Origin of the sequence: Microbacterium sp. NPDC089189 (assembly GCF_040685095.1) — a bacterium.
Taxonomy (GTDB): Bacteria; Actinomycetota; Actinomycetes; order Actinomycetales; family Microbacteriaceae; genus Microbacterium.
This window is the reverse complement of record NZ_JBFBHG010000003.1, coordinates 167,382-185,406: the sequence shown is the minus strand read 5'-3', so window position 1 is coordinate 185,406 and position 18,025 is coordinate 167,382. Positions and strand designations below refer to the sequence as shown.

22 protein-coding genes are annotated in these 18,025 nt (G+C 70.9%); 8 read left to right on the top strand and 14 right to left on the bottom strand.

Annotated elements, in window-relative coordinates; genetic code table 11:
- Positions 1–16: 16 nt before the first annotated feature.
- Entirely contained in the window at positions 17–496 is a 480-nt protein-coding gene (locus tag AB0N73_RS03200) for a sigma-70 family RNA polymerase sigma factor (RefSeq protein ID WP_363560291.1), read from the bottom strand.
- Between the two features lie 44 nt (positions 497–540).
- Positions 541–1,071 carry a hypothetical protein gene (locus AB0N73_RS03195; RefSeq protein ID WP_363560289.1) on the bottom strand — a complete coding sequence of 177 codons (531 nt, stop codon included), beginning with the start codon at positions 1,069–1,071 and terminating at the stop codon, positions 541–543.
- A gap of 113 nt (positions 1,072–1,184) precedes the next feature.
- Here AB0N73_RS03195 and AB0N73_RS03190 point away from each other — a divergent pair, with 113 nt between their 5' ends.
- Positions 1,185–2,390 (top strand): prolyl oligopeptidase family serine peptidase, encoded by a 1,206-nt coding sequence (locus tag AB0N73_RS03190; RefSeq protein WP_363560287.1) that lies wholly within the window; start codon positions 1,185–1,187, stop codon positions 2,388–2,390.
- 207 nt (positions 2,391–2,597) lie between these two features.
- Here the strand turns inward: AB0N73_RS03190 and AB0N73_RS03185 are convergent, their stop codons facing one another.
- Complete coding sequence (locus tag AB0N73_RS03185) at positions 2,598–2,915, bottom strand: ATP-dependent DNA ligase (RefSeq protein WP_363560285.1); 318 nt, start codon at positions 2,913–2,915, stop codon at positions 2,598–2,600.
- A gap of 82 nt (positions 2,916–2,997) precedes the next feature.
- On the opposite strand from AB0N73_RS03185, the gene AB0N73_RS03180 reads away from it, so the two are divergent.
- Entirely contained in the window at positions 2,998–3,327 is a 330-nt protein-coding gene (locus AB0N73_RS03180; protein ID WP_363560283.1) for a hypothetical protein, read from the top strand.
- Between the two features lie 7 nt (positions 3,328–3,334).
- On the opposite strand, the gene AB0N73_RS03175 is transcribed toward AB0N73_RS03180, so the two are convergent.
- Both AB0N73_RS03175 and AB0N73_RS03170 read right to left on the bottom strand, forming a co-directional pair.
- Positions 3,335–4,351: an NADP-dependent oxidoreductase gene (locus AB0N73_RS03175; RefSeq protein WP_363560281.1), complete on the bottom strand. Its 1,017-nt coding sequence runs from the start codon at positions 4,349–4,351 to the stop codon at positions 3,335–3,337.
- Between the two features lie 23 nt (positions 4,352–4,374).
- Positions 4,375–4,764: a DUF1304 domain-containing protein gene (locus tag AB0N73_RS03170; RefSeq protein ID WP_363560279.1), complete on the bottom strand. Its 390-nt coding sequence runs from the start codon at positions 4,762–4,764 to the stop codon at positions 4,375–4,377.
- A 71-nt stretch (positions 4,765–4,835) separates the two neighbouring features.
- Here AB0N73_RS03170 and AB0N73_RS03165 point away from each other — a divergent pair, with 71 nt between their 5' ends.
- Both AB0N73_RS03165 and AB0N73_RS03160 read left to right on the top strand, forming a co-directional pair.
- Positions 4,836–5,444 (top strand): TetR/AcrR family transcriptional regulator, encoded by a 609-nt coding sequence (locus tag AB0N73_RS03165; RefSeq protein WP_363560277.1) that lies wholly within the window; start codon positions 4,836–4,838, stop codon positions 5,442–5,444.
- Between the two features lie 57 nt (positions 5,445–5,501).
- Complete coding sequence (locus AB0N73_RS03160; protein WP_363560275.1) at positions 5,502–6,155, top strand: hypothetical protein; 654 nt, start codon at positions 5,502–5,504, stop codon at positions 6,153–6,155.
- Between the two features lie 9 nt (positions 6,156–6,164).
- On the opposite strand, the gene AB0N73_RS03155 is transcribed toward AB0N73_RS03160, so the two are convergent.
- The 3 genes from AB0N73_RS03155 to AB0N73_RS03145 are packed head-to-tail and all read right to left on the bottom strand — an operon-like array spanning position 6,165 to position 8,751.
- On the bottom strand, positions 6,165–7,814 hold the full coding sequence (locus AB0N73_RS03155) for an Imm61 family immunity protein (protein ID WP_363560273.1): 1,650 nt from the start codon (positions 7,812–7,814) through the stop codon (positions 6,165–6,167).
- Positions 7,811–8,461 carry a maleylpyruvate isomerase family mycothiol-dependent enzyme gene (locus tag AB0N73_RS03150; RefSeq protein WP_363560271.1) on the bottom strand — a complete coding sequence of 217 codons (651 nt, stop codon included), beginning with the start codon at positions 8,459–8,461 and terminating at the stop codon, positions 7,811–7,813. Before AB0N73_RS03150 ends, AB0N73_RS03155 begins: the two co-directional genes overlap by 4 nt.
- A complete protein-coding gene (locus AB0N73_RS03145) occupies positions 8,461–8,751 on the bottom strand; it encodes a DUF1905 domain-containing protein (RefSeq protein ID WP_363560269.1) in 291 nt (96 codons plus the stop codon). Before AB0N73_RS03145 ends, AB0N73_RS03150 begins: the two co-directional genes overlap by 1 nt.
- A gap of 65 nt (positions 8,752–8,816) precedes the next feature.
- On the opposite strand from AB0N73_RS03145, the gene AB0N73_RS03140 reads away from it, so the two are divergent.
- Positions 8,817–9,815: an RNA polymerase subunit sigma-70 gene (locus tag AB0N73_RS03140; RefSeq protein ID WP_363560267.1), complete on the top strand. Its 999-nt coding sequence runs from the start codon at positions 8,817–8,819 to the stop codon at positions 9,813–9,815.
- Here the strand turns inward: AB0N73_RS03140 and AB0N73_RS03135 are convergent.
- Positions 9,812–10,534, bottom strand: a complete 723-nt coding sequence (locus tag AB0N73_RS03135) for an NRDE family protein (RefSeq protein ID WP_363560265.1) — start codon at positions 10,532–10,534, stop codon at positions 9,812–9,814. The two genes, AB0N73_RS03140 and AB0N73_RS03135, sit on opposite strands and share 4 nt — an antisense overlap.
- A 47-nt stretch (positions 10,535–10,581) precedes the next feature.
- Between AB0N73_RS03135 and coaBC the strand changes: the two genes are divergently transcribed.
- A complete protein-coding gene (gene coaBC / locus AB0N73_RS03130) occupies positions 10,582–11,796 on the top strand; it encodes a bifunctional phosphopantothenoylcysteine decarboxylase/phosphopantothenate--cysteine ligase CoaBC (RefSeq protein ID WP_363560263.1) in 1,215 nt (404 codons plus the stop codon).
- 29 nt (positions 11,797–11,825) lie between these two features.
- Here the strand turns inward: coaBC and AB0N73_RS03125 are convergent, their stop codons facing one another.
- From AB0N73_RS03125 to AB0N73_RS03110, 4 genes are read right to left on the bottom strand one after another with little or no spacing between them, the layout of a single operon-like run.
- The gene (locus AB0N73_RS03125) at positions 11,826–12,470 is read right to left on the bottom strand and encodes a GyrI-like domain-containing protein (protein ID WP_363560261.1); all 645 of its coding nucleotides are present in this window, start codon (positions 12,468–12,470) and stop codon (positions 11,826–11,828) included.
- 31 nt (positions 12,471–12,501) lie between these two features.
- On the bottom strand, positions 12,502–14,115 hold the full coding sequence (locus AB0N73_RS03120) for a glycerol-3-phosphate dehydrogenase/oxidase (protein ID WP_363560259.1): 1,614 nt from the start codon (positions 14,113–14,115) through the stop codon (positions 12,502–12,504).
- Positions 14,112–14,930, bottom strand: a complete 819-nt coding sequence (locus AB0N73_RS03115; RefSeq protein ID WP_363560257.1) for an aminoglycoside phosphotransferase family protein — start codon at positions 14,928–14,930, stop codon at positions 14,112–14,114. The genes AB0N73_RS03120 and AB0N73_RS03115 overlap by 4 nt, the downstream gene beginning before the upstream one ends.
- Positions 14,927–15,601 (bottom strand): class II aldolase/adducin family protein, encoded by a 675-nt coding sequence (locus AB0N73_RS03110; RefSeq protein ID WP_363560255.1) that lies wholly within the window; start codon positions 15,599–15,601, stop codon positions 14,927–14,929. Before AB0N73_RS03110 ends, AB0N73_RS03115 begins: the two co-directional genes overlap by 4 nt.
- A gap of 51 nt (positions 15,602–15,652) precedes the next feature.
- Here AB0N73_RS03110 and AB0N73_RS03105 point away from each other — a divergent pair, with 51 nt between their 5' ends.
- The gene (locus tag AB0N73_RS03105) at positions 15,653–16,282 is read left to right on the top strand and encodes a helix-turn-helix domain-containing protein (protein ID WP_363560253.1); all 630 of its coding nucleotides are present in this window, start codon (positions 15,653–15,655) and stop codon (positions 16,280–16,282) included.
- A gap of 4 nt (positions 16,283–16,286) precedes the next feature.
- Here AB0N73_RS03105 and AB0N73_RS03100 read toward each other — a convergent pair whose 3' ends face one another.
- On the bottom strand, positions 16,287–16,805 hold the full coding sequence (locus AB0N73_RS03100; protein WP_363560251.1) for an Lrp/AsnC family transcriptional regulator: 519 nt from the start codon (positions 16,803–16,805) through the stop codon (positions 16,287–16,289).
- Positions 16,806–16,916: 111 nt separating this feature from the next.
- Between AB0N73_RS03100 and ald the strand changes: the two genes are divergently transcribed.
- Positions 16,917–18,008 (top strand): alanine dehydrogenase, encoded by a 1,092-nt coding sequence (gene ald, locus AB0N73_RS03095; protein WP_363560249.1) that lies wholly within the window; start codon positions 16,917–16,919, stop codon positions 18,006–18,008.
- Positions 18,009–18,025 lie beyond the last annotated feature (17 nt).

Genomic DNA, 18,025 nt, shown 5'->3' with positions numbered 1-18,025 from the left:
GGCGGGCGCCGACCCGTCAGACGCATGCGGCCTCGGATCCCAGCGCCGTCTGCAGGCGGGCGCGTGCCCGTGCGTGCCTGCTGCGCACGGTCGCGGCGTTCATCTTCAGCACGCGGGCCGCCTCGACCAGGGAGAAACCGTCCCAGTAGACGAGACGGATGATCTCCTGGTCGATCTCCTCCAGCCGCGCGATGGCCTCGCGCACGTCAGGGTGGTCGTCGTCCGACGGCGCACCGCTGCTGCGCAGATGGTCGGCCAGCCGCTCGGCGAGCGCTCGTCGCCGTGTGCCCGACCGATGGTTCTGCGAGAGCACACGCCGTGCGATGCCGAACATCCACATCCGCGCCTCGGTCGGATCGACGGGCAGGGAGCGCGCCTTGCGCCACACCACGACGAGCGTCTCGCCAAGCAGATCCGCCGCGTCCTCCCTGACCGGCGTCCTGCGGACGAAGTAGTCGAGCAGCGCACCGGACTCCCTCCGCACCGCGGCCGCCACACGATTCGCCTCGGTCCCGGGTGTCTCCGTGGACCGGTCGGCGCTCAATGCAGCTCTCCCGTGCAGGTCGATTCGATGCCCATGCCGCCGTTGAGGAACAGATCGTCGGGCGCACCCGCCATCAGCGCGTCGTTCTCCGCCACCTGCCACGGCGAGATGCCGCCGACGGCTTCGATCTCGAGCGCACGGTCGTAGATCCGCTGCCCCACGCCGTCCCAGTCCTGCGCGCGCATGTACTCGACGGCCTCGACGTTCGTCTCCACGTAGTTCATCTCGCCGTTGAACATCTCGATGGAGCACTCGATCTCGCGTCCCGTGTCTGTGACGTAGGAGACCGGGATCTCGAAATCAGGCACCAACCGCGGATCCGTGCCCGCCGTCGAGGCGAAGGCGAACACCGGCACCGCCAGCACCGGCACCGCCACCCATGACAGGCGCCGGATGCGACGGCCCCGTGTCGCCGTGACCCGAGCGGCGAGGGCGATGCGGTCGAGCTCCCCCGTGACGCCCGGATCGTCGGATGCCCCGCGTGGGGCGCTTCGGCGCAGCAGCGTGTCGATCGGCGACGTGTCCATGTCTCTCCTCTGGTCGTGTCTACACCCGGTACATGGCCGGCACGGCGAGGAACGTTGCACTCGCCCGCGAGGGATCCGAGCGCTAGATTCGGGGCGGGGATGGGGGGACGCATATGACGCACGTCACGAGTCCGTTCGCGGGATCGTTCGCGAAGAACGCGGATCGGGAGTACACCGTCCGCGGCATCGTCGGGCAGGCGCCGGCCGGCGGCGCGGACGTGGGCGAGGTGCTCGCCGCGGTCGGCCCGGTGAAGAACACCGACACGGCGGGCTGGGCGCGCGCCTGGCGCGATCTCGGTGAGCGCGTCGACCGGTATGCCGTGGAAGCCACCGGCCCGACCGCGCGGTGGGCGTCGCTGCGTGCCGCGAACTACCTGGCGGTCGCCGCCGACGCGGCGGGCGCCGCGGACGACGACGCCGCCGCATCCGATCTCTTCTCGGCGCACCGCGCGGCGTGGGAGCGGTTCGCCGCCGCGCTGCCCACCCCCGCGGAGCGCGTCGACGTGCGCCTCGACGACGCCGTCATGCCCGGGTTCTTCTTCCGGGGCGGGCCCGGAGCCCGCAGCACCGTCGTGTTCGTGAACGGCAGCGACGGATCCGTCAGCGGGCTGTGGGGCACGGGCGTCGCCGCGGCCCTCGAGCGCGGCCATCACGCCTACGTGTTCGACGGCCCCGGCCAGCAGTCGATGCTCATCGACCAGGGCGTGCCGTTCCGGCCGGACTGGGAGAACGTGCTCCGTCCGGTCGTCGACGCGCTCGTCGCGCGGCGGGATGTGGATGCGGGGCGTCTCGTGGTCTGGGGCATCAGCCAGGCGGGCTATTGGGTTCCCCGCGCGCTCTCGTCCGAGCATCGCTTCGCCGCGGCGATCGTCGATCCCGGGGTCGTCGACGTGTCGACATCCTGGTTCGACCACATCCCGGCCTCGCTCGTGCGGCTCCTCGACGCGGGCAAGGACGCACGGTTCGACAACGAGATGGCCCTGGGCATGCGGGTGTCGCCGGGCACCGCCGCGACCTGGGCCTTTCGCGCGCGCCCCCTCGGGACGACGGGATACGCGGCGACGCTGCGGCGGATCCGCGAGTTCGCCCTGACGGACGAGCAGGCGGCGGCGATCACGACGCCGCTGCTGATCACGTCGCCCGAGGAGGAGCAGTTCTGGCCCGGTCAGTCGGCGAGACTCGCCGAGATGACGCCGGCGGTCTCACAGGTCATCTCATTCACGGCGGCGGAAGGCGCCGCCGGTCACTGCGAGCCGCTCGCGCGGACCCTCGTGCACGAGCGCGTGCTCGACACTCTCAGCGCAGTGATGGCCAGATGAGGCTGACGTCTCGCGGCACGAGCTCACCGTCGATCACGTCGATTCCCGGGACGGCCTCGTAGTGAGGCTCATCCGGATGCGGGTCGATTTCTCGTTCCTGGGGCCATGAGGTCATGGGGGGACACCTCCAACGGATGACACCACCCTGCACGAGCACGGCCGGAACGGCGCGAGGCCTTGACACTCCCCGAACGGGGGTCTATCGCGTCAGCCCAGGTGCTCGACCGGCTCGTCCGGCGGTTCGGGCACGATCGAGAGCCCGCTGGGGCCGGATGCCGCGAGCATCAGGTCTTCGACCCACGCGCGGTTGACCTTGGGCTGACGCGACCCGTAGAAGTGGAACTGGAGCGGCACGGCGGGGTGCACCCAGAAACTACGACGACCGCTTCCGTCGCCCACCTCGACGTCGAACATGAACGGTTCGCCGCGGCGAAGCTTGTTCATGATCACGATGCGCAGGTGCGCCAGCGTCCGGTCTTCGATCTCCACCGCGTTGCCGCCGGTGTCATAGATGAATCGCCCCACGGGTCGAGCATATGTCAGCCGTCGCCGAGAAAAGGACGGGTGGCCTCTCGGCGATAGCGCCGGTCGCGGCTAGGGTGGCGGCATGGGAACGATCCACTACGGCGGCGGCGCGACTCCGATCCACATCGAGGATCGCGCACTCGCGCACCTGAAAGTGGTCATCGCGACCAAGCTGCGACGGGGCGAGAGCTTCACGCTCTCGTGGCGTCACCCCGAGGATCAAGAGCACGGCCGCAGCACCATCTGGCTGCACCCCTCGATCCCGCTCCGTTTCGTCTTCGACGACCCGGAGCCCGCGACGCTCAGCCGCGAGTGGATCGAGGAGCTCGCCAACTCCGCCAACTCCTCGGGCGGCATCATGCTCGTCTCCGAGCACTTCGACACCGAGTCCGCGCAGCCCGTGGAGTCCTGAGCGCCGCTCAGACCCCGACGCGCACCAGCATCTTGCCGGTGTTCGCTCCGCGCATCATGTCGAGGAAGGCATCGACGGTGTTCTCGATGCCGTCGACGATCGTCTCGTCGTAGGCGATGCGCCCCTGCGAGAACCACTCCGTCATCCGCGCCCGGAACTCGGGCGCGAGGTCGCGGTGGTTGCCCACCGTGAAGCCGCGCAGCATGAGCGAGCGGGTGATGATGTTGGTCATGTTGCGCGGGCCGACCGGCTCATCCTCCGTGTTGTAACCGGCGATCGCGCCGCAGAGAGCCGCCCGGCCCCCGTCGCGGAAGGCGCCGAGAGCCGCCTCGAGGTGGTCGCCGCCCACGTTGTCGAAGTACACGTCGATGCCGTCGGGCGCGGCCGCGGCGAGCTGTTCTGCCACAGAACCGTCGTGGTAGTCGAACGCGGCGTCGTAGCCGTAGACCTCGACCAGACGCGCGACCTTCTCGGGCGTGCCCGCCGAACCGATGACCCGGCCCGCGCCGAGGAGCTTCGCGATCTGACCGACGGCCGTGCCGACGGCGCCCGCCGCACCCGAGACGAAGACCGTGTCGCCGGGCTGGAGGTGCGCGATCTCGGTGAGTCCGACGTAGGCCGTGAGCCCCGTCATCCCCAGCATCCCGAGGAGCAGCGAATGCGGCACGCCGGGCGTCTCGGGCACCACGCGGAAGCCCGCGGCGTCCTCCTGCACGACATCGCGCCATCCGAAGTCGTGCATCACGAGCGCGCCGACGGGCACGTCGTCGGATGCGGAGGCGACCACGCGGCCGACGGAACCGCCGGTCATGGTCTCGCCGAGGCGGAACGGCGGCACGTAGCTCTTGACGTCGTTCATCCGCCCGCGCATGTACGGGTCGACCGAGAGGTACTCGTTCTCGACGCGCACCTGCCCGGGGGCGAGGTCGCCGTAGGTCACCTGGACGGTGCGGAAGTCCTCGGCGGTGGGCCACCCGGTGGGGCGGGAGACGAGCTGGATCTGGGTGCTGATGGCGGAGGTCATCGGGGTCCTTTCGGGGGGAGGGGTCAGAGCGCGAGGCCGACGGCGAGCAGGACGATGCCCGCGAGCGGCGGCACGAGCTGGATGAGGGCGGCGCGCGCCTTCGACGGGCTCGACAGGATCAGGACGAGGCCTGCCGCGACCATGGATCCCGCGCCGACGAAGACGAGCGTGGCCCCCACAGCGGCGTGTCCGACGGCGAACAGCACGATGCCCAGCGCGATGGCGATGGCGAGGAAGAGGTTGTAGAAGCCCTGATTGAAGGCGAGCGAGCGCGTGAGCTGCGCCTCTTCCTCGCTGCGGATGCCGAAGGTGCGGCGGGCACGCGCACCGGTCCAGGCGATGGACTCGAGCCAGAAGATGTAGACGTGGATGAGGGCGGCGAGGCCCGTGAGGATGAGACCGGCGACGATCATGGTGTGCTCCCGACTTCTGTAACGATCTTTCCACTATATACTGAGACGACCGTTACACAACAGGAGAGCGCATGGGCCGTCCACAGGGTTTCGACACCGAGCAGGTCGTGCGCGCCGCCCGGACCGTGTTCTGGCGCCAGGGTTATGAGAGCGCATCGGTGCCCGAGCTGGAACGGGCGACCGGCCTCGCGCGGTCGAGCCTGTACCACGCCTTCGGCTCGAAGCGCGGGCTCTTCGACGCCGCGGTCGACAGCTACCTGACCGAGGTCGTCCGCCCCCGCCTCGCGCCTCTTCTGGTCGAGGACGTCGCGCCGACGGCCCTGCACGACTACCTGACGGGGCTGCGCGCGGCCCTGGCCGTTCCCCGTTCCCCCGCCGGCGAGAACGGATGCCTGCTCGTCAACACGGCGGGATCCCCCCTCGCACTCGACGCCGCCGTGGCCGAGCGCGTGTCGGCGTATCGAGCCGAGCTGCGCCACGCGTTCGCCCGCGGCGCCGCCGCCCGGAACCCCGCAGCATCCGCGGCCGAGATCGACCGCCTGGCCGACACGTGCACCGCCCTGGTGGTCACGGCCTTCGCCATGACCCGGGTCGACAACGCCGCCGCCCTCGGCGCGCTCGACACCGCGCTGGCGCTCGTCGACGAGACAGACGGCCGGGATGGTGCCGCGATCTCCTGAGGGCACATCACCTCACCGCGTCCGTCTGCGACCAGCTGACAGAGACATGATGGAGCGGTGAGCACCCATTTCGAGAAGACGTTCCGGACCGATCCGCGGTTCGTGCGCAAACGACTCGCGGGGCTCACCGTGCTCGCGATCGCACTCATCCTGATCGCCGCCGTCTCCATCGTCCTCACGGCAGAGAACTTCATCCAGCTCGCGACGTGGGCGCGCGAGGGCACCGAGGATTCAGCTCTCGTGCGCACCCGCATGGGCGGCATCACGCCTCTCGTCATGATCGCGATCGAACTGACGGGTGTCGCGTGGGGCGTGCACCTCCTCGTGGTCGGTTCCCGCCCATGGCATGTGGCGGCAACCGGGACCCGGCTGCGTAAGCGCTACTACGGCTTCCACCTCAGCGATCAGAGCTTCTTCCATGAGGTGCACAGGCGCTTCGCCACGGGCGACCCGGCCGTCTACACCCCCCTTCCTCATCAGGTCGACGGCGGACAGACCGTTGTGATGATCTGGACGACTGACGCCGACCGGACCGCATTCGTCGGCATCTCCTGGGATCAGAACCGGCGACGCACGGTCAATCTGCCGCTCATCACGCACACGGGTCTGCGGTACCAAGCGCTCGACGCCGCGCTCCGGAACTCTCTGCACACGTCGCTGCCCGACGAGCGCAACCCCCTGCTGCACCGCGGCACGCAACCGACAGGATGAGCGCGCCGATCAGCTGCCGAAGGAGACCCGCGGTGTCCGCGCCCCTGCGCGGAACTCGGCGAGAGCGCGCTCGAAAGAGTACGACGACGACCGGTAGAGCACGGATTCATCATGCGCGACGAGGATCATCCCGCCGCCGCGGATCGCTCGGAACACCGCGACTCCCGCATCGAACGGGACCGCGGACACGGGATCGCCGAACGCCTTCCCCGACTGCGCGCTGAGGGAGCAGAAGAGACGAAATCCCGCGTCCGCGAGTCGACGGTCCGAAGGCGAGAGCTCTGCCCACGCCACCACGGGCGGCGCGGAGACGTGGGGGCTGACGGGAACGCATACGGGCGTCAGCGCCGGGGATCCCGTTGCGTCGAGGTACGACTCGCGGATGTCCGGCAGCGTCGCGGAGAGGAGGTGGGTGAGGTCGCGGGCATCCCGTGCGGCGATGATTCCGGCGTCGGCGATCTCGATGCCCCGCTCCGAGTCGTCTGCCCCGCGCACGGACACCCATCCGGGTGCGACGGATTCGAACCGTAGCCCGTGCGCGATCTCCGCGGGAGGAGTGGGCTCGACCAGGAGTGGGAGCATCAGTTGGGGCGCGTGCCGGGCAGCCGGACCGAGCTTCAGCAGGAGATAGCGTTCGACATCTTCGGCTCGCCGCGCTCGCAGCGTCGTGTCGTGAAGACCACGAGAGTACCGGCGAACGCGCCACCACCCGTCCGTGTCCGAGACGTCGTAGCCGGCCTCCTCGTCACCGACGTGCACCGTGTCGCCACGTGCCGTCACCTCGGCGCCGCCGAGCGCGACGAACTCCCGGAAGGCTGTCGAGAACAGCCACGCGGGCGACCAGGGCAGAACGGCGGGCGGGCTCGCCTGGGGCTGCGCGACGTCGAAGACGGGAGATCCGTGTGCGTCCAGCAGCGCTCGTCGAAGGATCCCGAGGGGCACACCCATGAGATGGCTGAACGTTCGGGACTCCCAGGGAACCCCCCGAAGGAAGGTCACTGTCCGGCTCGGATAGGCCACGCTCCAGAGACGCACGTTCCCCTCGCCGTCGGTCGCCGACGCGGTGCCGGCAGCGGGCGCTACCTGAGTACTGGTCGCCAGCAGCCCGTGTCCACGCATCCCCCGGATCGATGCGTTGCCGATAAGGAAGGTCAGATACCGCTCGACGTCCTCGAGCCGTGACGCCTGAAGCTCCGTGACATAGCTTTCCGATCGCGACGCTCCGGCCACCAGGTAGCCGGAGTCGCTTGCGCGGATTCGGTGGCGCTCCTCACCGCCCCTGCTCCACACCTCGACGTCGTCACCATCGCCGCCGACCGTGTACCCGCCGAGCTCGACGAACTCGGCGAAAGCCGACACGGGCCCGAGTGCGTCGAGAAGCGTCACAGAGGCCAGGGTAGCCCGCACACCCCTCGTGCAGGCGCCGTCTCTCGACGATCCCGCAGTCCACGGCGGTCGCTGCTCGTCACCGCGCTTTCGCTCGTCGGCTAGAAGCCGATCCGGCCCCACACCCCCGGGGCGGGAAGCGTGGCGTCGCGCACATCGGCCACGATCGCGAGCCAGTCGTCCCACCAGGCGTATGGGCCGTCCACAGGGTTTCGCCGTTCTCGCGCTCGGCACCGCGCTGGCGCTCGTCGACGAGGCATTCTGCTCGCTCAACGCTGCGGCTTCCACTCCGCTCCGCCCCGGTCGATCAAGACAGCGGCACCGGACCCGCGCAGTTCGCCCGGGCGAACCGGTCGCCCGGCGAGCGCGAGGAGAAGTGTGAGCGCCGGACCGTACACCTCGTCCCCTCCCCCGATCACGGTGTCCGCATCGTCGGCAACCAGCCGCAGGCCCTTCGCTCGTGAGCGCGAGTACTCGGTGAAGTCATGGCGCGCGAACCATCGCAACGTTGTCGCCGCTGTGTCCGCAGGTACCTGTGCCGCTATGCCGACGGGTCGACGGATCTCCTCGCCGTGGATCAGCACCTCGCCCAGTGCCGCCATCAGCGGGCCTGCTGCACGACGTGTGTTTCGGATCGCCCGTTCGTACCTGGCCAGCGTCTCGTCCGGCGTAGCGCCGATCCTCGTGGCCACCCCCCGCTCCTTATGGCGCTCGAAGTCGAAGCGCGCGGAGAACACGCTGCGCAGCCAGGCGGCCATGCTCTGCTCTGCGCCCGCGGTCAGGTGCGCGATGGTCTCTTCGAGAGTCCATGAGCCGACGAGTGCGGGCGTCTGCCACTGCTCGGCGGCGAGAGGCCGAACCTGGTCGTGAAGACGTCGACGTTCGGCATGGATCAGTGACCAGAGCGCGGACCTTGCCATCACGCGACCCGACGCACGAGGTGGACGGTGACCGCATCCCCCACGCCCTTGCCGAGCGCGCGGCGGGCCGCGGCGTTCAGCGACACCATGTGACCACCCGTTCCGGTGACCATCATCCCGACGTTCGACAACGGAAGCTCGTCGACGGTGAGATCTACGCGGACGGAACGACCCGTGCCGAAAAACGCGGCAGAGTCGGGCATCTCGACACACGCCCACACCTCGCCTTTGACATTGACGCCGATCGGGGCGGTGAAGGTGTGGTCGAGGGCGATGGGGTCGAAAGGCATGGGTCCTCCTGAATCGTGGGGTGCTGTCGATAGGTGAGACCGGGCAGGACGGGCAGAATCGTCGCATGGCGCAAGATTTCTTGGATGCTCCCGCCCCCGAGCGCGCGGAGGGTGCAGACGAGGATGCTCGCCGCCGGTTCGATCGGGCGGTGTCGCCTCTGCGCCCCGCCCTGCATGCCCACTGCTACCGGATGCTGGGGTCCGTGCATGACGCCGACGACGCTCTGCAGAATGCACTTCTCCGAGCCTGGACAGCGTTCGACCGGTTCGAGGGGAGGAGCTCACTGCGAACATGGCTCTACACAGTGGCCACCCGAACGTGTCTGGATGCGGCGCAGGCTCGGGGAAGACGCGCGCTTCCGATCGATCTCGGCCCCGCCACCACCGAGCCCACCGCCTACGCGGTACCGGACACCGAGATCGAGTGGCTGACGCCGTACCCCGACCCGGCAGCCTCGGCTCAGCGCACCGAGCACATCGAACTGGCCTTCGTCGCGACGTTGCAGCGCCTGAGCGGCAATGAGCGAGCGGCGCTCCTCCTCGTCGACGTCCTCGGCTTCTCGGCCGCCGATGCGGCCTCGGCGATGCGGACCAGCACGGCGTCGATACACTCCGCGCTCGCGCGGGGTCGACGGAGGGTAGCGAAGCACAACGCACCACCCGATCAGCCCGTGCAGCCTCAGCCCTCGCGAGCAACGCTCGCACTCGCCCACCGATTCGCCGAGGCACTCGCCACATCCGACCTCCGAGCATTCATCGACCTGCTCGCTCCCGACGTGACCTGGCAGATGCCCCCGCTCGTGGAGTGGTACGCCGGCTCGGATGCTGTCGCAGCCTTCGCGCACGCCGTACCCATGACGCTGTGCCCGAGTTGGCGCACCCTCGTCACCACGGCCAACGGGCAGGTCGCCGTCGCCTTCTACATCGGTGAGCACGCCGATCAGCCCCATCAGCCCTGGTCGCTGACGCTCCTCGACGTCACCGACGGGGCCATCTCGGGCATCACGTCGTTCCTTGATCCCGGTCTCTTCGCGCGACTCGACCTCCCGAGCTCGCTCGGCTAGAAGCCGATCCGGCCCCACACCCCCGGGGCGGGAAGCGTGGCGTCGCGCACATCCAGCTCGGCGGCGTCTCCGCCCACGCTCGCGACGGCGACCATGAGCGACAGCGTCGGGATGCCCAGATGCCGGTGATCGCGGATGAGCGCGCGGTCATCCGTCGCCGCCAGCGCCGCGCTCTCGGCGACGATCGCAAGCCAGTCGTCCCACCAGGCGTCGTCGTCCTGCGGCTCGGGCGCCTCGGCGAAGCGCGGCAACCACGTCGTGATGCGCGCGGTGCGCGGATCGTCGAGGTCGTCGTGCGCGATCATGTGCGTGCCCGGAGCGAGGGGCACCGCGCGGAGGCTCTCGCCGTCCCACGAGACGACCCGCGATCCCTCGGGGCCGACTTCGAGCAGGTTGAACCCGCGGGTCGGCGGCGGAGCATCACCGAGCGTCCCCTCGACCGAGGCGAGCGGCAGAGTGCCGCGCGAGAGCACGGCGTCGTCGGCGAGCGGCGAGGTGTCGGCACGATTGAGCAGCACCGCGAGTCGGGTCGTGGCCGGATCCGCCGCGAGCCACGCACCCCCGGCGCGCACGTCGTGCACACCGACGACACCGGGATGCTCGTCGGGCCACCATGCCCCGAGCGGATGCCAGGGCCGGTCGGGGTCTTCATCCCTGATCGCGAGGAGCCTCGTCGGCACGGCGGGATCCTCGGGGACCCGGACGATCACGGTGCACATCGAGCAGGACTCCTTCGGCGGCGGATGGGGCGTGCGAGAATCGGAGCGTGTTCGTCGTCGTCGCAGTCACCGGCGGCATCGCCGCCTACAAGACGGTACATCTGGTTCGCGATCTCATCCGCGCGGGCCACGAGGTGCACGTCGTGCCGACGGCCGATGCCCTGCGTTTCGTGGGCCTTCCGACCTGGGAGGCGATCAGCCGGAATCCGGTCACGACCTCGGTACACGACGACGTGTCGCGCGTGCGCCACGTGGCGCTCGGACAGCAGGCCGACCTCGTGATCGTCGCGCCCGCCACGGCCAACACGATCGCCAAGATGGCGGCGGGCATCGCCGACGACCTGCTCGGCACGACGCTCCTGGCCACGACCGCGCCGGTCGTGATCGCTCCGGCCATGCACACCGAGATGTGGCGGCATCCGGCCACCGTCGCCAACATCGCCACACTCCGCGCGCGCGGGGTCGTGATCGTGGGCCCCGCCGACGGCCCCCTCACCGGCGGCGACAGCGGCCCGGGCCGGATGAGCGAACCGACCGACATCCTGCGCGTCGCGCTCGAGGCCCGCCGGCCCGCCGACCTCGCAGATCTGCACGTGGTCGTGACCGCGGGCGGGACCCGCGAGCCGCTCGATCCGGTGCGCTACCTCGGCAACCGCTCGAGCGGCCGGCAAGGGGTGGCGCTGGCCGCCGCCGCCGCGGCCCGCGGCGCGCGTGTGACGCTCATCGCGGCGCACATCGAGAGCGATGTGCTCGCCGCCGCGACCCACCCGCGCATCTCGCTGCAGCGCGCCGGCACGGCCGCCGAGCTCCAGAGCGCGACGACGGATGCGGCGCAGGCCGCCGATGTCGTGGTCATGGCCGCGGCGGTCTCGGACTACCGGGTCGCCGAGGTCTCCGAGAGCAAGCTCTCGAAGGAATCCACCGACGGCACCCTCACCCTGACCCTGGTCGAGAACGCCGACATCCTCGCTGCTCTCGCGACCGAGCGCCGCCCCGGGCAGACGATCGTCGGCTTCGCCGCCGAGACCGCATCCGGCGACGAACTGCTCGAGCGGGGACGCCGCAAGCGCGCCCGCAAGGGTGCCGACCTGCTGGTCGTCAACCACGTCGGCTGGGAGCACGGGTTCGAGACCGCGGACAACGCGGTGCTGCTGCTCACCGAGGCCGCCGTCGGTGACGCCGCCGGCTCGAAACGCGAGGTCGCCGAGGCCGTCTGGGACGCCGTCCTCTCGCTGCGCGGCGAGGACTCGTCTCCTCTCTAGGCGCATCACGCCGAGGACGCCGCCGAGCGTCACTCCTGCTCGGTGGATGACCGCGAGGTCCTGGTGACGGGCTGGCGCAGGATGGTGCGGAGCTTGTCGGGAGCGACCTTGCGGACGTCGCTGACGTAGATCTCGTGGTGCTTCCCGCTCAGACGGAGCCCTTGACCGGGGATGAACTCCTGGTGCATCTCTTCCAGCACGGCTGCTTCGTCGTCGAAGGATCCGAGGTGCAGCGTCTGGACGCAGAGACCCTCCGCGAGGGCCTCGATCCGCACGTCCTCCAGCCGATCGGCCGATCCTTTGGCTTCCACGGCGGCGACGGCGGCGTGGAACATCGTCTCGTCGATCCACTCGGGCACCATGAGCATCATCGTCCAGTCCCACTGCGATTTATCCCTGGCCGTGGTGAACGCATCCATGTCGTCCGCCCACCACAAGCCTTCCAGCGGAGGCACCACGTAGTCGCGGCCGAGTTCGCGTTTGCTCGCGAACTTCAGCGTGTACGCCACGGGGTACAGCGCCTGCAGGGCCTGCGTATACGCCGGTGACGTGTTGGGATCGCCGTGCCCGTCGACCATCAGATACCGCGTCACGGGTATCTCGATGACCCGGAACTGGCCGCGCCGCGCCTGATAGCCATCGAGGTCCTTCTTGACGTCGAGCTTCCCCGTCATGTCGCTCCTCCCTGACCCATCCTGGCGCCGATCAGTCCTCGGGCAACCGTACTGCGGCGGCGGCCGCATCCCGCTCCGTGCGCCGACGCGCGGCATCCCACCCCCGCGCTTCGGCCATGAGGTCGGCCGCGAGATCGAGCACCGCGTCACCGGGATCCCCCACGAGCCCGATGCCGGTGCGCCGCATGAGCACGTCGACGAGGTGCTCGGGCGCCTCGTGCTGCACCGCGTAGGCGACCGTCGCGAGCGGTTCGCCGTCGGATGTCGCGCGCACCGCGAGCCGCGGGTCGGTCGCCATGAGCGCCAGCACGTCGTCGGCGCGCGTGCCGTAGTGGGCCAGCAGGATGTCGGCGGTGTCGGCGGCGACCCCCGCCGCCGCCGCACGCGCACGGAGCGCGGCGCCCGCCGCCGTGATGTCGAGGATGTCGCCGCCCGGAAGCGGCGTGCGGGCGGTGGCGCTCGGCGCCGAGAAGAGTCCGTGCGTGCGTTCCAGCCGGTCGACGATGCGCTGCGCGAAGGCCCGTGACGTCGTGTACTTGCCACCCAGCGCCGAGACGAGGCCCGGGGCGCCGTCCGCGGCGTGATCGTGGAGGCCGGAGGCGCGCGAGGCGCGATAGGTGTCGTCGCCGGCACCGTCGCCGAGGGGGCGGAGCCCGCCGTACGCGGCCGTCACGTCGTCGAGCGTGAGGGTCTCGGGCAGGCGCGCGCCGGCGTTGATCTCGCCCACGAAGCGCTCGATCGCGCCGCGGGTGAGCCGCCACGCATCCACCTCGCCCGTGTACGGGGTCTCGGTGGGGCCGATCAGGCTGCGGTCGCGCCACGGGGCGACGCTGAAGTGCCCGTGCGCCGACACCGTGAGCACCATGGTGTCGGTGAGGCGGCGGGTGACGAGGTAGATCCCCTCGGACCGCACGTGCGGGGTGGGCCCTGCCAGCGCCGCGAGCTCGGGGGTGCGGGCGAGAAGCTCGCGCAGCCACGGCCCGGTGGCGTCGACCGTGACGCGCGCGACGATCTCGCCGACCTCGCCGGTGACGGCGTCGCGCACGCGCGCCCCGCGCACCCTGCCGCCGCGGACGAGGAGCGTCTCGGCGCGGGTGTACGTCGCGATGTGCGCCCCGGCGGCCGCGGCGGCCTCGGCGAACGCCAGCGTCAGGCGCTCCGGCGACGACATCATCGCGTCGTAGTAGAGGATCCCGCGGTCGATGTGGCCGAGGCCGCGCTCGCGCAGCGCCGTCGCCGACAACGACCGGTGGCGCGGGATGTGGCCGGCACGGTCGGGCAGCCGGTTGCGATCGGCCGAGAGCAGGTCGTACGCGGTGAGCCCGACGTGCTCGACGAGGCCGGGCTCGGGCAGCACCATGCCGATCGGGCGCACGAGGTGCGGCGCGATGCGCAGCAGGGTGCGGCGTTCCGCCAGCGACTCGCGCACGAGACCCACCTCGAGATTCTTGAGGTAGCGGAGCCCGCCGTGGATCAGCTTGCCGGTCGCCGCCGACGTGGCCCCGCCCACATCCCCCCGTTCGACCAGTGCCACCCGCAGTCCCCGACTGGCGGCCTCGTACGCCGTGGCGGCGCCGGTGATGCCACCACCGATCACGAGCACGTCGACGGCCTCGGTCGGCCACGACCGGGCGAACCCCGTCACGACGCGGCCAGGTCGGCTCGGATGCCGGCGATCATGCGCGCGCGCTCCGACGCGATGTCGAGGAGCCCCAGGCGCAGCACGCGGGCCGCGATCTCCCACCGGTCGAGATCCGCCGTGGTGACGTCGGTGATGCGCAGGTACTCGGCCACGTAGTGGCGCAACAGGATGCGGCGGACGGCCGCGTAGACCACACGCATGGGCGCGGACGTGCCGGGGAAGAGCTCCGCCTCGCGGAAGAGCAGCCGGGTGAGCGCGGCGTCGGCGGCCGGCTGGCCGGCCACGGCGCTCTGCCAGTCGATCACGACGTTGCGCTCCGGCAGCACGAACACGTTCTGCGGGTGGAAGTCGAGGTGCAGCACCGCGTCGCCCGCGGGGAGCCGGCGGATGCGCTCGGCCACCCGCGCGCGCTCGTCCGCATCCAGAGCCGCCAACGCGGGGGTGTCGAGCTGCGCCAGCGCCAGCTCGCGGACGTCCTGCAGCCGATCGGTCGTGACGGCGTGCACGGCGGCGTGTTCGGCCGCGAGCGTGCGGCCGACCTCGGGCAGGCGCAGGATGTTGCGCTCGGCGATCGTGGTCAGCGGCACACCCGTGATGCGGTCGAACACGATGCCGTGCCGCCCGTCGATCTCGACGCGCCCGTGGCAGCGCACCGGGGTGATGCCGAGCTCATAGACCGTCACGGAGTCGCGGGCCTCACGGTCGACATCCGCTTCGGGGATGCCGGCGAAGGCGAGCTTGACGACGCGGTCCTCACCATCGGCGAAGACCTCGGCCGAACGCCCGTGGGCCAGCGGGCCAGCGGGCAGGACGCTCACGCGTCGACCTTCTTGGTGGTGCCGTAGCCCAGCCGGGTCGCCGCCTCGACGACCGAGCGCTGCGCGGCCGCATCCAGAGTTCGCGGCTCGCCGATGGCCCGTGCCCGCCAGTACAGCTCGCAGACCCACTCGAGCAGCAGGGCGTTCTCGACCGCGGATCGCAGGTCGGCGCCGAGGACGACGGCGCCGTGGTTGGCCATGAGCGCGGCGAGACGCCCGTCGAGGGCCGCCCCGACGGCCGCGGCCAGCTCGACGCTGCCGAACGGATGGAACGGCGCCACCCGCACCGTGCCCCCGAGCAGCAGCTGCTGGTAGTGCACGACGGGCACCTCGTCGAGCACGAGCGAGAGGGTCGTGGCCAGGGGCGCGTGCGTGTGAACCACGGCACCGACGCGGTCGGCGGGCGCCGAGCGGAGCACGCCCAGGTGCAGAGCCGCCTCCGAGGTGGGCGCCCACTCCCCCGTGACGACCCGGCCGGCGAGGTCGAGCACGGTGACCTGTTCGGGTTCGATGTCGGCGAGCACGGCCCCCGTGGCGGTGACCGCCACGAGCTCGCCGACGCGCACGCTGACGTTGCCCGCGGTGCCGATGAGGAGCCCGGCCGCGGCGAGGGTGCGGGAGGCGTGGGCGACCGCTGTGCGGGCGGTGTCGATGTCTGACGTCGCTGTCATGGCGTTAGCATGGACACGACCACAAACCAAAGTCAAGTTTGATTAGCGATGATGCCCCTCGATCCGACCGCCCCCGCCTGGGACCGCATCCCGTTGCAGCGACAGCCGCGACAACAGCGCTCCCGCGACAAGGTGGCGCGCGCCCTCGCCGCCGCCTCGGCCCTCGTCGCCGATGAGGGCGTGGCCGCCCTCAGCCTCCCCCGCGTCGCCGAGGCGGCGGGCGTCAGCGTCGGCGCGCTCTACCAGTACCTGCCCGACCGCGACGCGATCGTGCGCGCGCTCGTGGCCGACTACCACGCACGACTCGAGTCCCTGCTCGACGAGGCGGTGGCGCTCACCCGCGCCAGCACGCCGCCCGCCGACCCCGTCGCGCACGTGATCGACGCCGTGGCGGAGGTCTACCGCGATCGTGATGCCGTGCGATCGCTCGGCACGGCATCCGCCGGCAGCGCGATCGACGCCGACCGCCGCGCGCACAAGGAGCGGATGGCGGCCACCGCGGCGCAGTTGCTCGGGGCCAGCGGCCTGATCGTCGACGACGCGGATGCCGTGGCGCGTGCCCGCGTGGCCTTCGTCGCCGCCGACGCCGTGCTGCACGACGCGTTCGCCGCGGCGCCGCCCGTGCGCGAGCAGCTGCTGGCCGAACTGCGCCTGCTGCTGCGCCGGTACCTGCAGCCCTGAGGACTCACCCGATCGGATCCCGCATGGACTCGAAGCCGGGGGCGCGGGCGGAGGTTCGCACCCAGTCGAAGACGATCTGCGTCTCGGTCGACGCCACGGCCGGATCCATGCTGAGCCGCGTGGCGACGAAGTCGCGCAGCTGCTCGGGTGAGGTCGTCACGACGTGGATGAGGAAGTCCGTCTGCCCACCCAGGAAGAAGATGTTGAGGACGTTCGGAAGACGCGACACCTTCTCGGCGTAGGTCTTGATCGCGGGCCGCGCCTGGGCGCGCAGCGTGACCGCGACGATGGCCTGGAGCGGCAGCCCGAGCGCCGAGAAGTCGACGTCGGCATGTGCGGAGCCGAGGGCGCCCGACTCGCGCAGCGCACGCACCCGGGCGTGCGCTGCGGAGGGCGAGAGCCCCACCCTCGCCGCGAGCGCCGCGTTGGTCATCGTCGCGTCGCGACGCAGCTCCCAGAGGATGCTCTCGTCGACCGCATCGATCCGCCGGTTCTGCGCACCGGAGCCCGACGCATCCCTCATCACCGCAGATCCTTCTTGCATTCATCCATGCGCAGAAGGTTATTCGGTTGCTGGTGACTCAGGCATCACTTTCTTCTATATTCGGCCGCAGTCAACGAACGAGGAGCAGACATGCGCATCGGGATCCCCGCCGAGGTCAAGAACCACGAGTACCGCGTCGCCGCCACCCCTGCCGGGGTTCGAGAGCTCGTGCGCCATGGTCACGACGTGGGTGTGCAGCGGGGAGCGGGCGTGGGCAGCGCGATCGGCGACGAGGAGTTCGCCGCCGCCGGAGCCCGCCTGGTCGACGTCGACGAGGCCTGGTCGGCCGAGCTCGTCCTCAAGGTCAAGGAGCCCGTCGCCGCGGAGTACGGGTACCTGCGGCCCGACCTCACCCTCTTCACCTACCTGCACCTGGCGGCCGACGAGGCCCTCGTCGACGCGCTGCTCGATGCCGGCACGACGTCCATCGCCTACGAGACCGTGCAGCTGCCGGATCGATCCCTGCCTCTGCTCGCGCCGATGAGCGAGGTCGCCGGGCGTCTGTCGGTGCTGAGCGGCAGCTACCACCTGCTCGGTTCGCAGGGCGGCCGCGGCGTGCTGCTGGGCGGCGTCCCGGGCGTGCGGCCGGCGCAGGTGGCCGTCATCGGCGGTGGCATCGCCGGCAGCAATGCCGTGGCGCAGGCGGTCGGGCTCGGGGCCGACGTCACCGTGCTCGACGTCTCACTGCCGCGGCTGCGCGAGCTCGACGACCGCTATCGCGGGGCCGTGCGCACGGTCGCCTCCAGCGCCTACGAGATCGAGCGCACCGTGCACGACGCCGACCTCGTGATCGGCGCCGTGCTGATCCCGGGCGCGAAGGCGCCCCACCTCGTCTCGCACGAGACCGTCGAGCGGATGAAGCCGGGGAGCGTGCTCGTCGACATCGCGATCGACCAGGGCGGGTGCTTCGAGGACTCGCGCCCCACCACCCACGACGCGCCCACCTTCCGCGTCGGCCCCACGATCTTCTCCTGCGTCGCGAACATGCCCGGCGCCGCGGCGGGCACCTCGACGCCGGCCCTCACCAACGCCACGCTCCCCTATGCCCTCGCCCTCGCCGACAAGGGCTGGGAGCGGGCCCTCGCCGACGATCCGGCCCTGGCCCTCGGCCTCAGCACGCTCGGCGGACGCATCGCGAACGCGAACGTCGCCGCCGCCTTCCCCGCCAAGCCCCGCACCTGACGCCCCGGCGGGGCGCG

Bases quoted from the DNA above. Each gene is read 5' to 3' on its own strand.
- AB0N73_RS03195 (WP_363560289.1), bottom strand. From the start codon at position 1,071: ATGGACACGTCGCCGATCGACACGCTGCTGCGCCGAAGCGCCCCACGC.
- AB0N73_RS03190 (WP_363560287.1), top strand. From the start codon at position 1,185: ATGACGCACGTCACGAGTCCGTTCGCGGGATCGTTCGCGAAGAACGCG.
- AB0N73_RS03180 (WP_363560283.1), top strand. From the start codon at position 2,998: ATGGGAACGATCCACTACGGCGGCGGCGCGACTCCGATCCACATCGAG.
- AB0N73_RS03175 (WP_363560281.1), bottom strand. From the start codon at position 4,351: ATGACCTCCGCCATCAGCACCCAGATCCAGCTCGTCTCCCGCCCCACC.
- AB0N73_RS03170 (WP_363560279.1), bottom strand. From the start codon at position 4,764: ATGATCGTCGCCGGTCTCATCCTCACGGGCCTCGCCGCCCTCATCCAC.
- AB0N73_RS03165 (WP_363560277.1), top strand. From the start codon at position 4,836: ATGGGCCGTCCACAGGGTTTCGACACCGAGCAGGTCGTGCGCGCCGCC.
- AB0N73_RS03150 (WP_363560271.1), bottom strand. From the start codon at position 8,461: ATGGCAAGGTCCGCGCTCTGGTCACTGATCCATGCCGAACGTCGACGT.
- AB0N73_RS03145 (WP_363560269.1), bottom strand. From the start codon at position 8,751: ATGCCTTTCGACCCCATCGCCCTCGACCACACCTTCACCGCCCCGATC.
- AB0N73_RS03140 (WP_363560267.1), top strand. From the start codon at position 8,817: ATGGCGCAAGATTTCTTGGATGCTCCCGCCCCCGAGCGCGCGGAGGGT.
- AB0N73_RS03135 (WP_363560265.1), bottom strand. From the start codon at position 10,534: ATGTGCACCGTGATCGTCCGGGTCCCCGAGGATCCCGCCGTGCCGACG.
- AB0N73_RS03125 (WP_363560261.1), bottom strand. From the start codon at position 12,470: ATGACGGGGAAGCTCGACGTCAAGAAGGACCTCGATGGCTATCAGGCG.
- AB0N73_RS03110 (WP_363560255.1), bottom strand. From the start codon at position 15,601: ATGACAGCGACGTCAGACATCGACACCGCCCGCACAGCGGTCGCCCAC.
- AB0N73_RS03105 (WP_363560253.1), top strand. From the start codon at position 15,653: ATGCCCCTCGATCCGACCGCCCCCGCCTGGGACCGCATCCCGTTGCAG.
- AB0N73_RS03100 (WP_363560251.1), bottom strand. From the start codon at position 16,805: ATGAGGGATGCGTCGGGCTCCGGTGCGCAGAACCGGCGGATCGATGCG.
- ald (WP_363560249.1), top strand. From the start codon at position 16,917: ATGCGCATCGGGATCCCCGCCGAGGTCAAGAACCACGAGTACCGCGTC.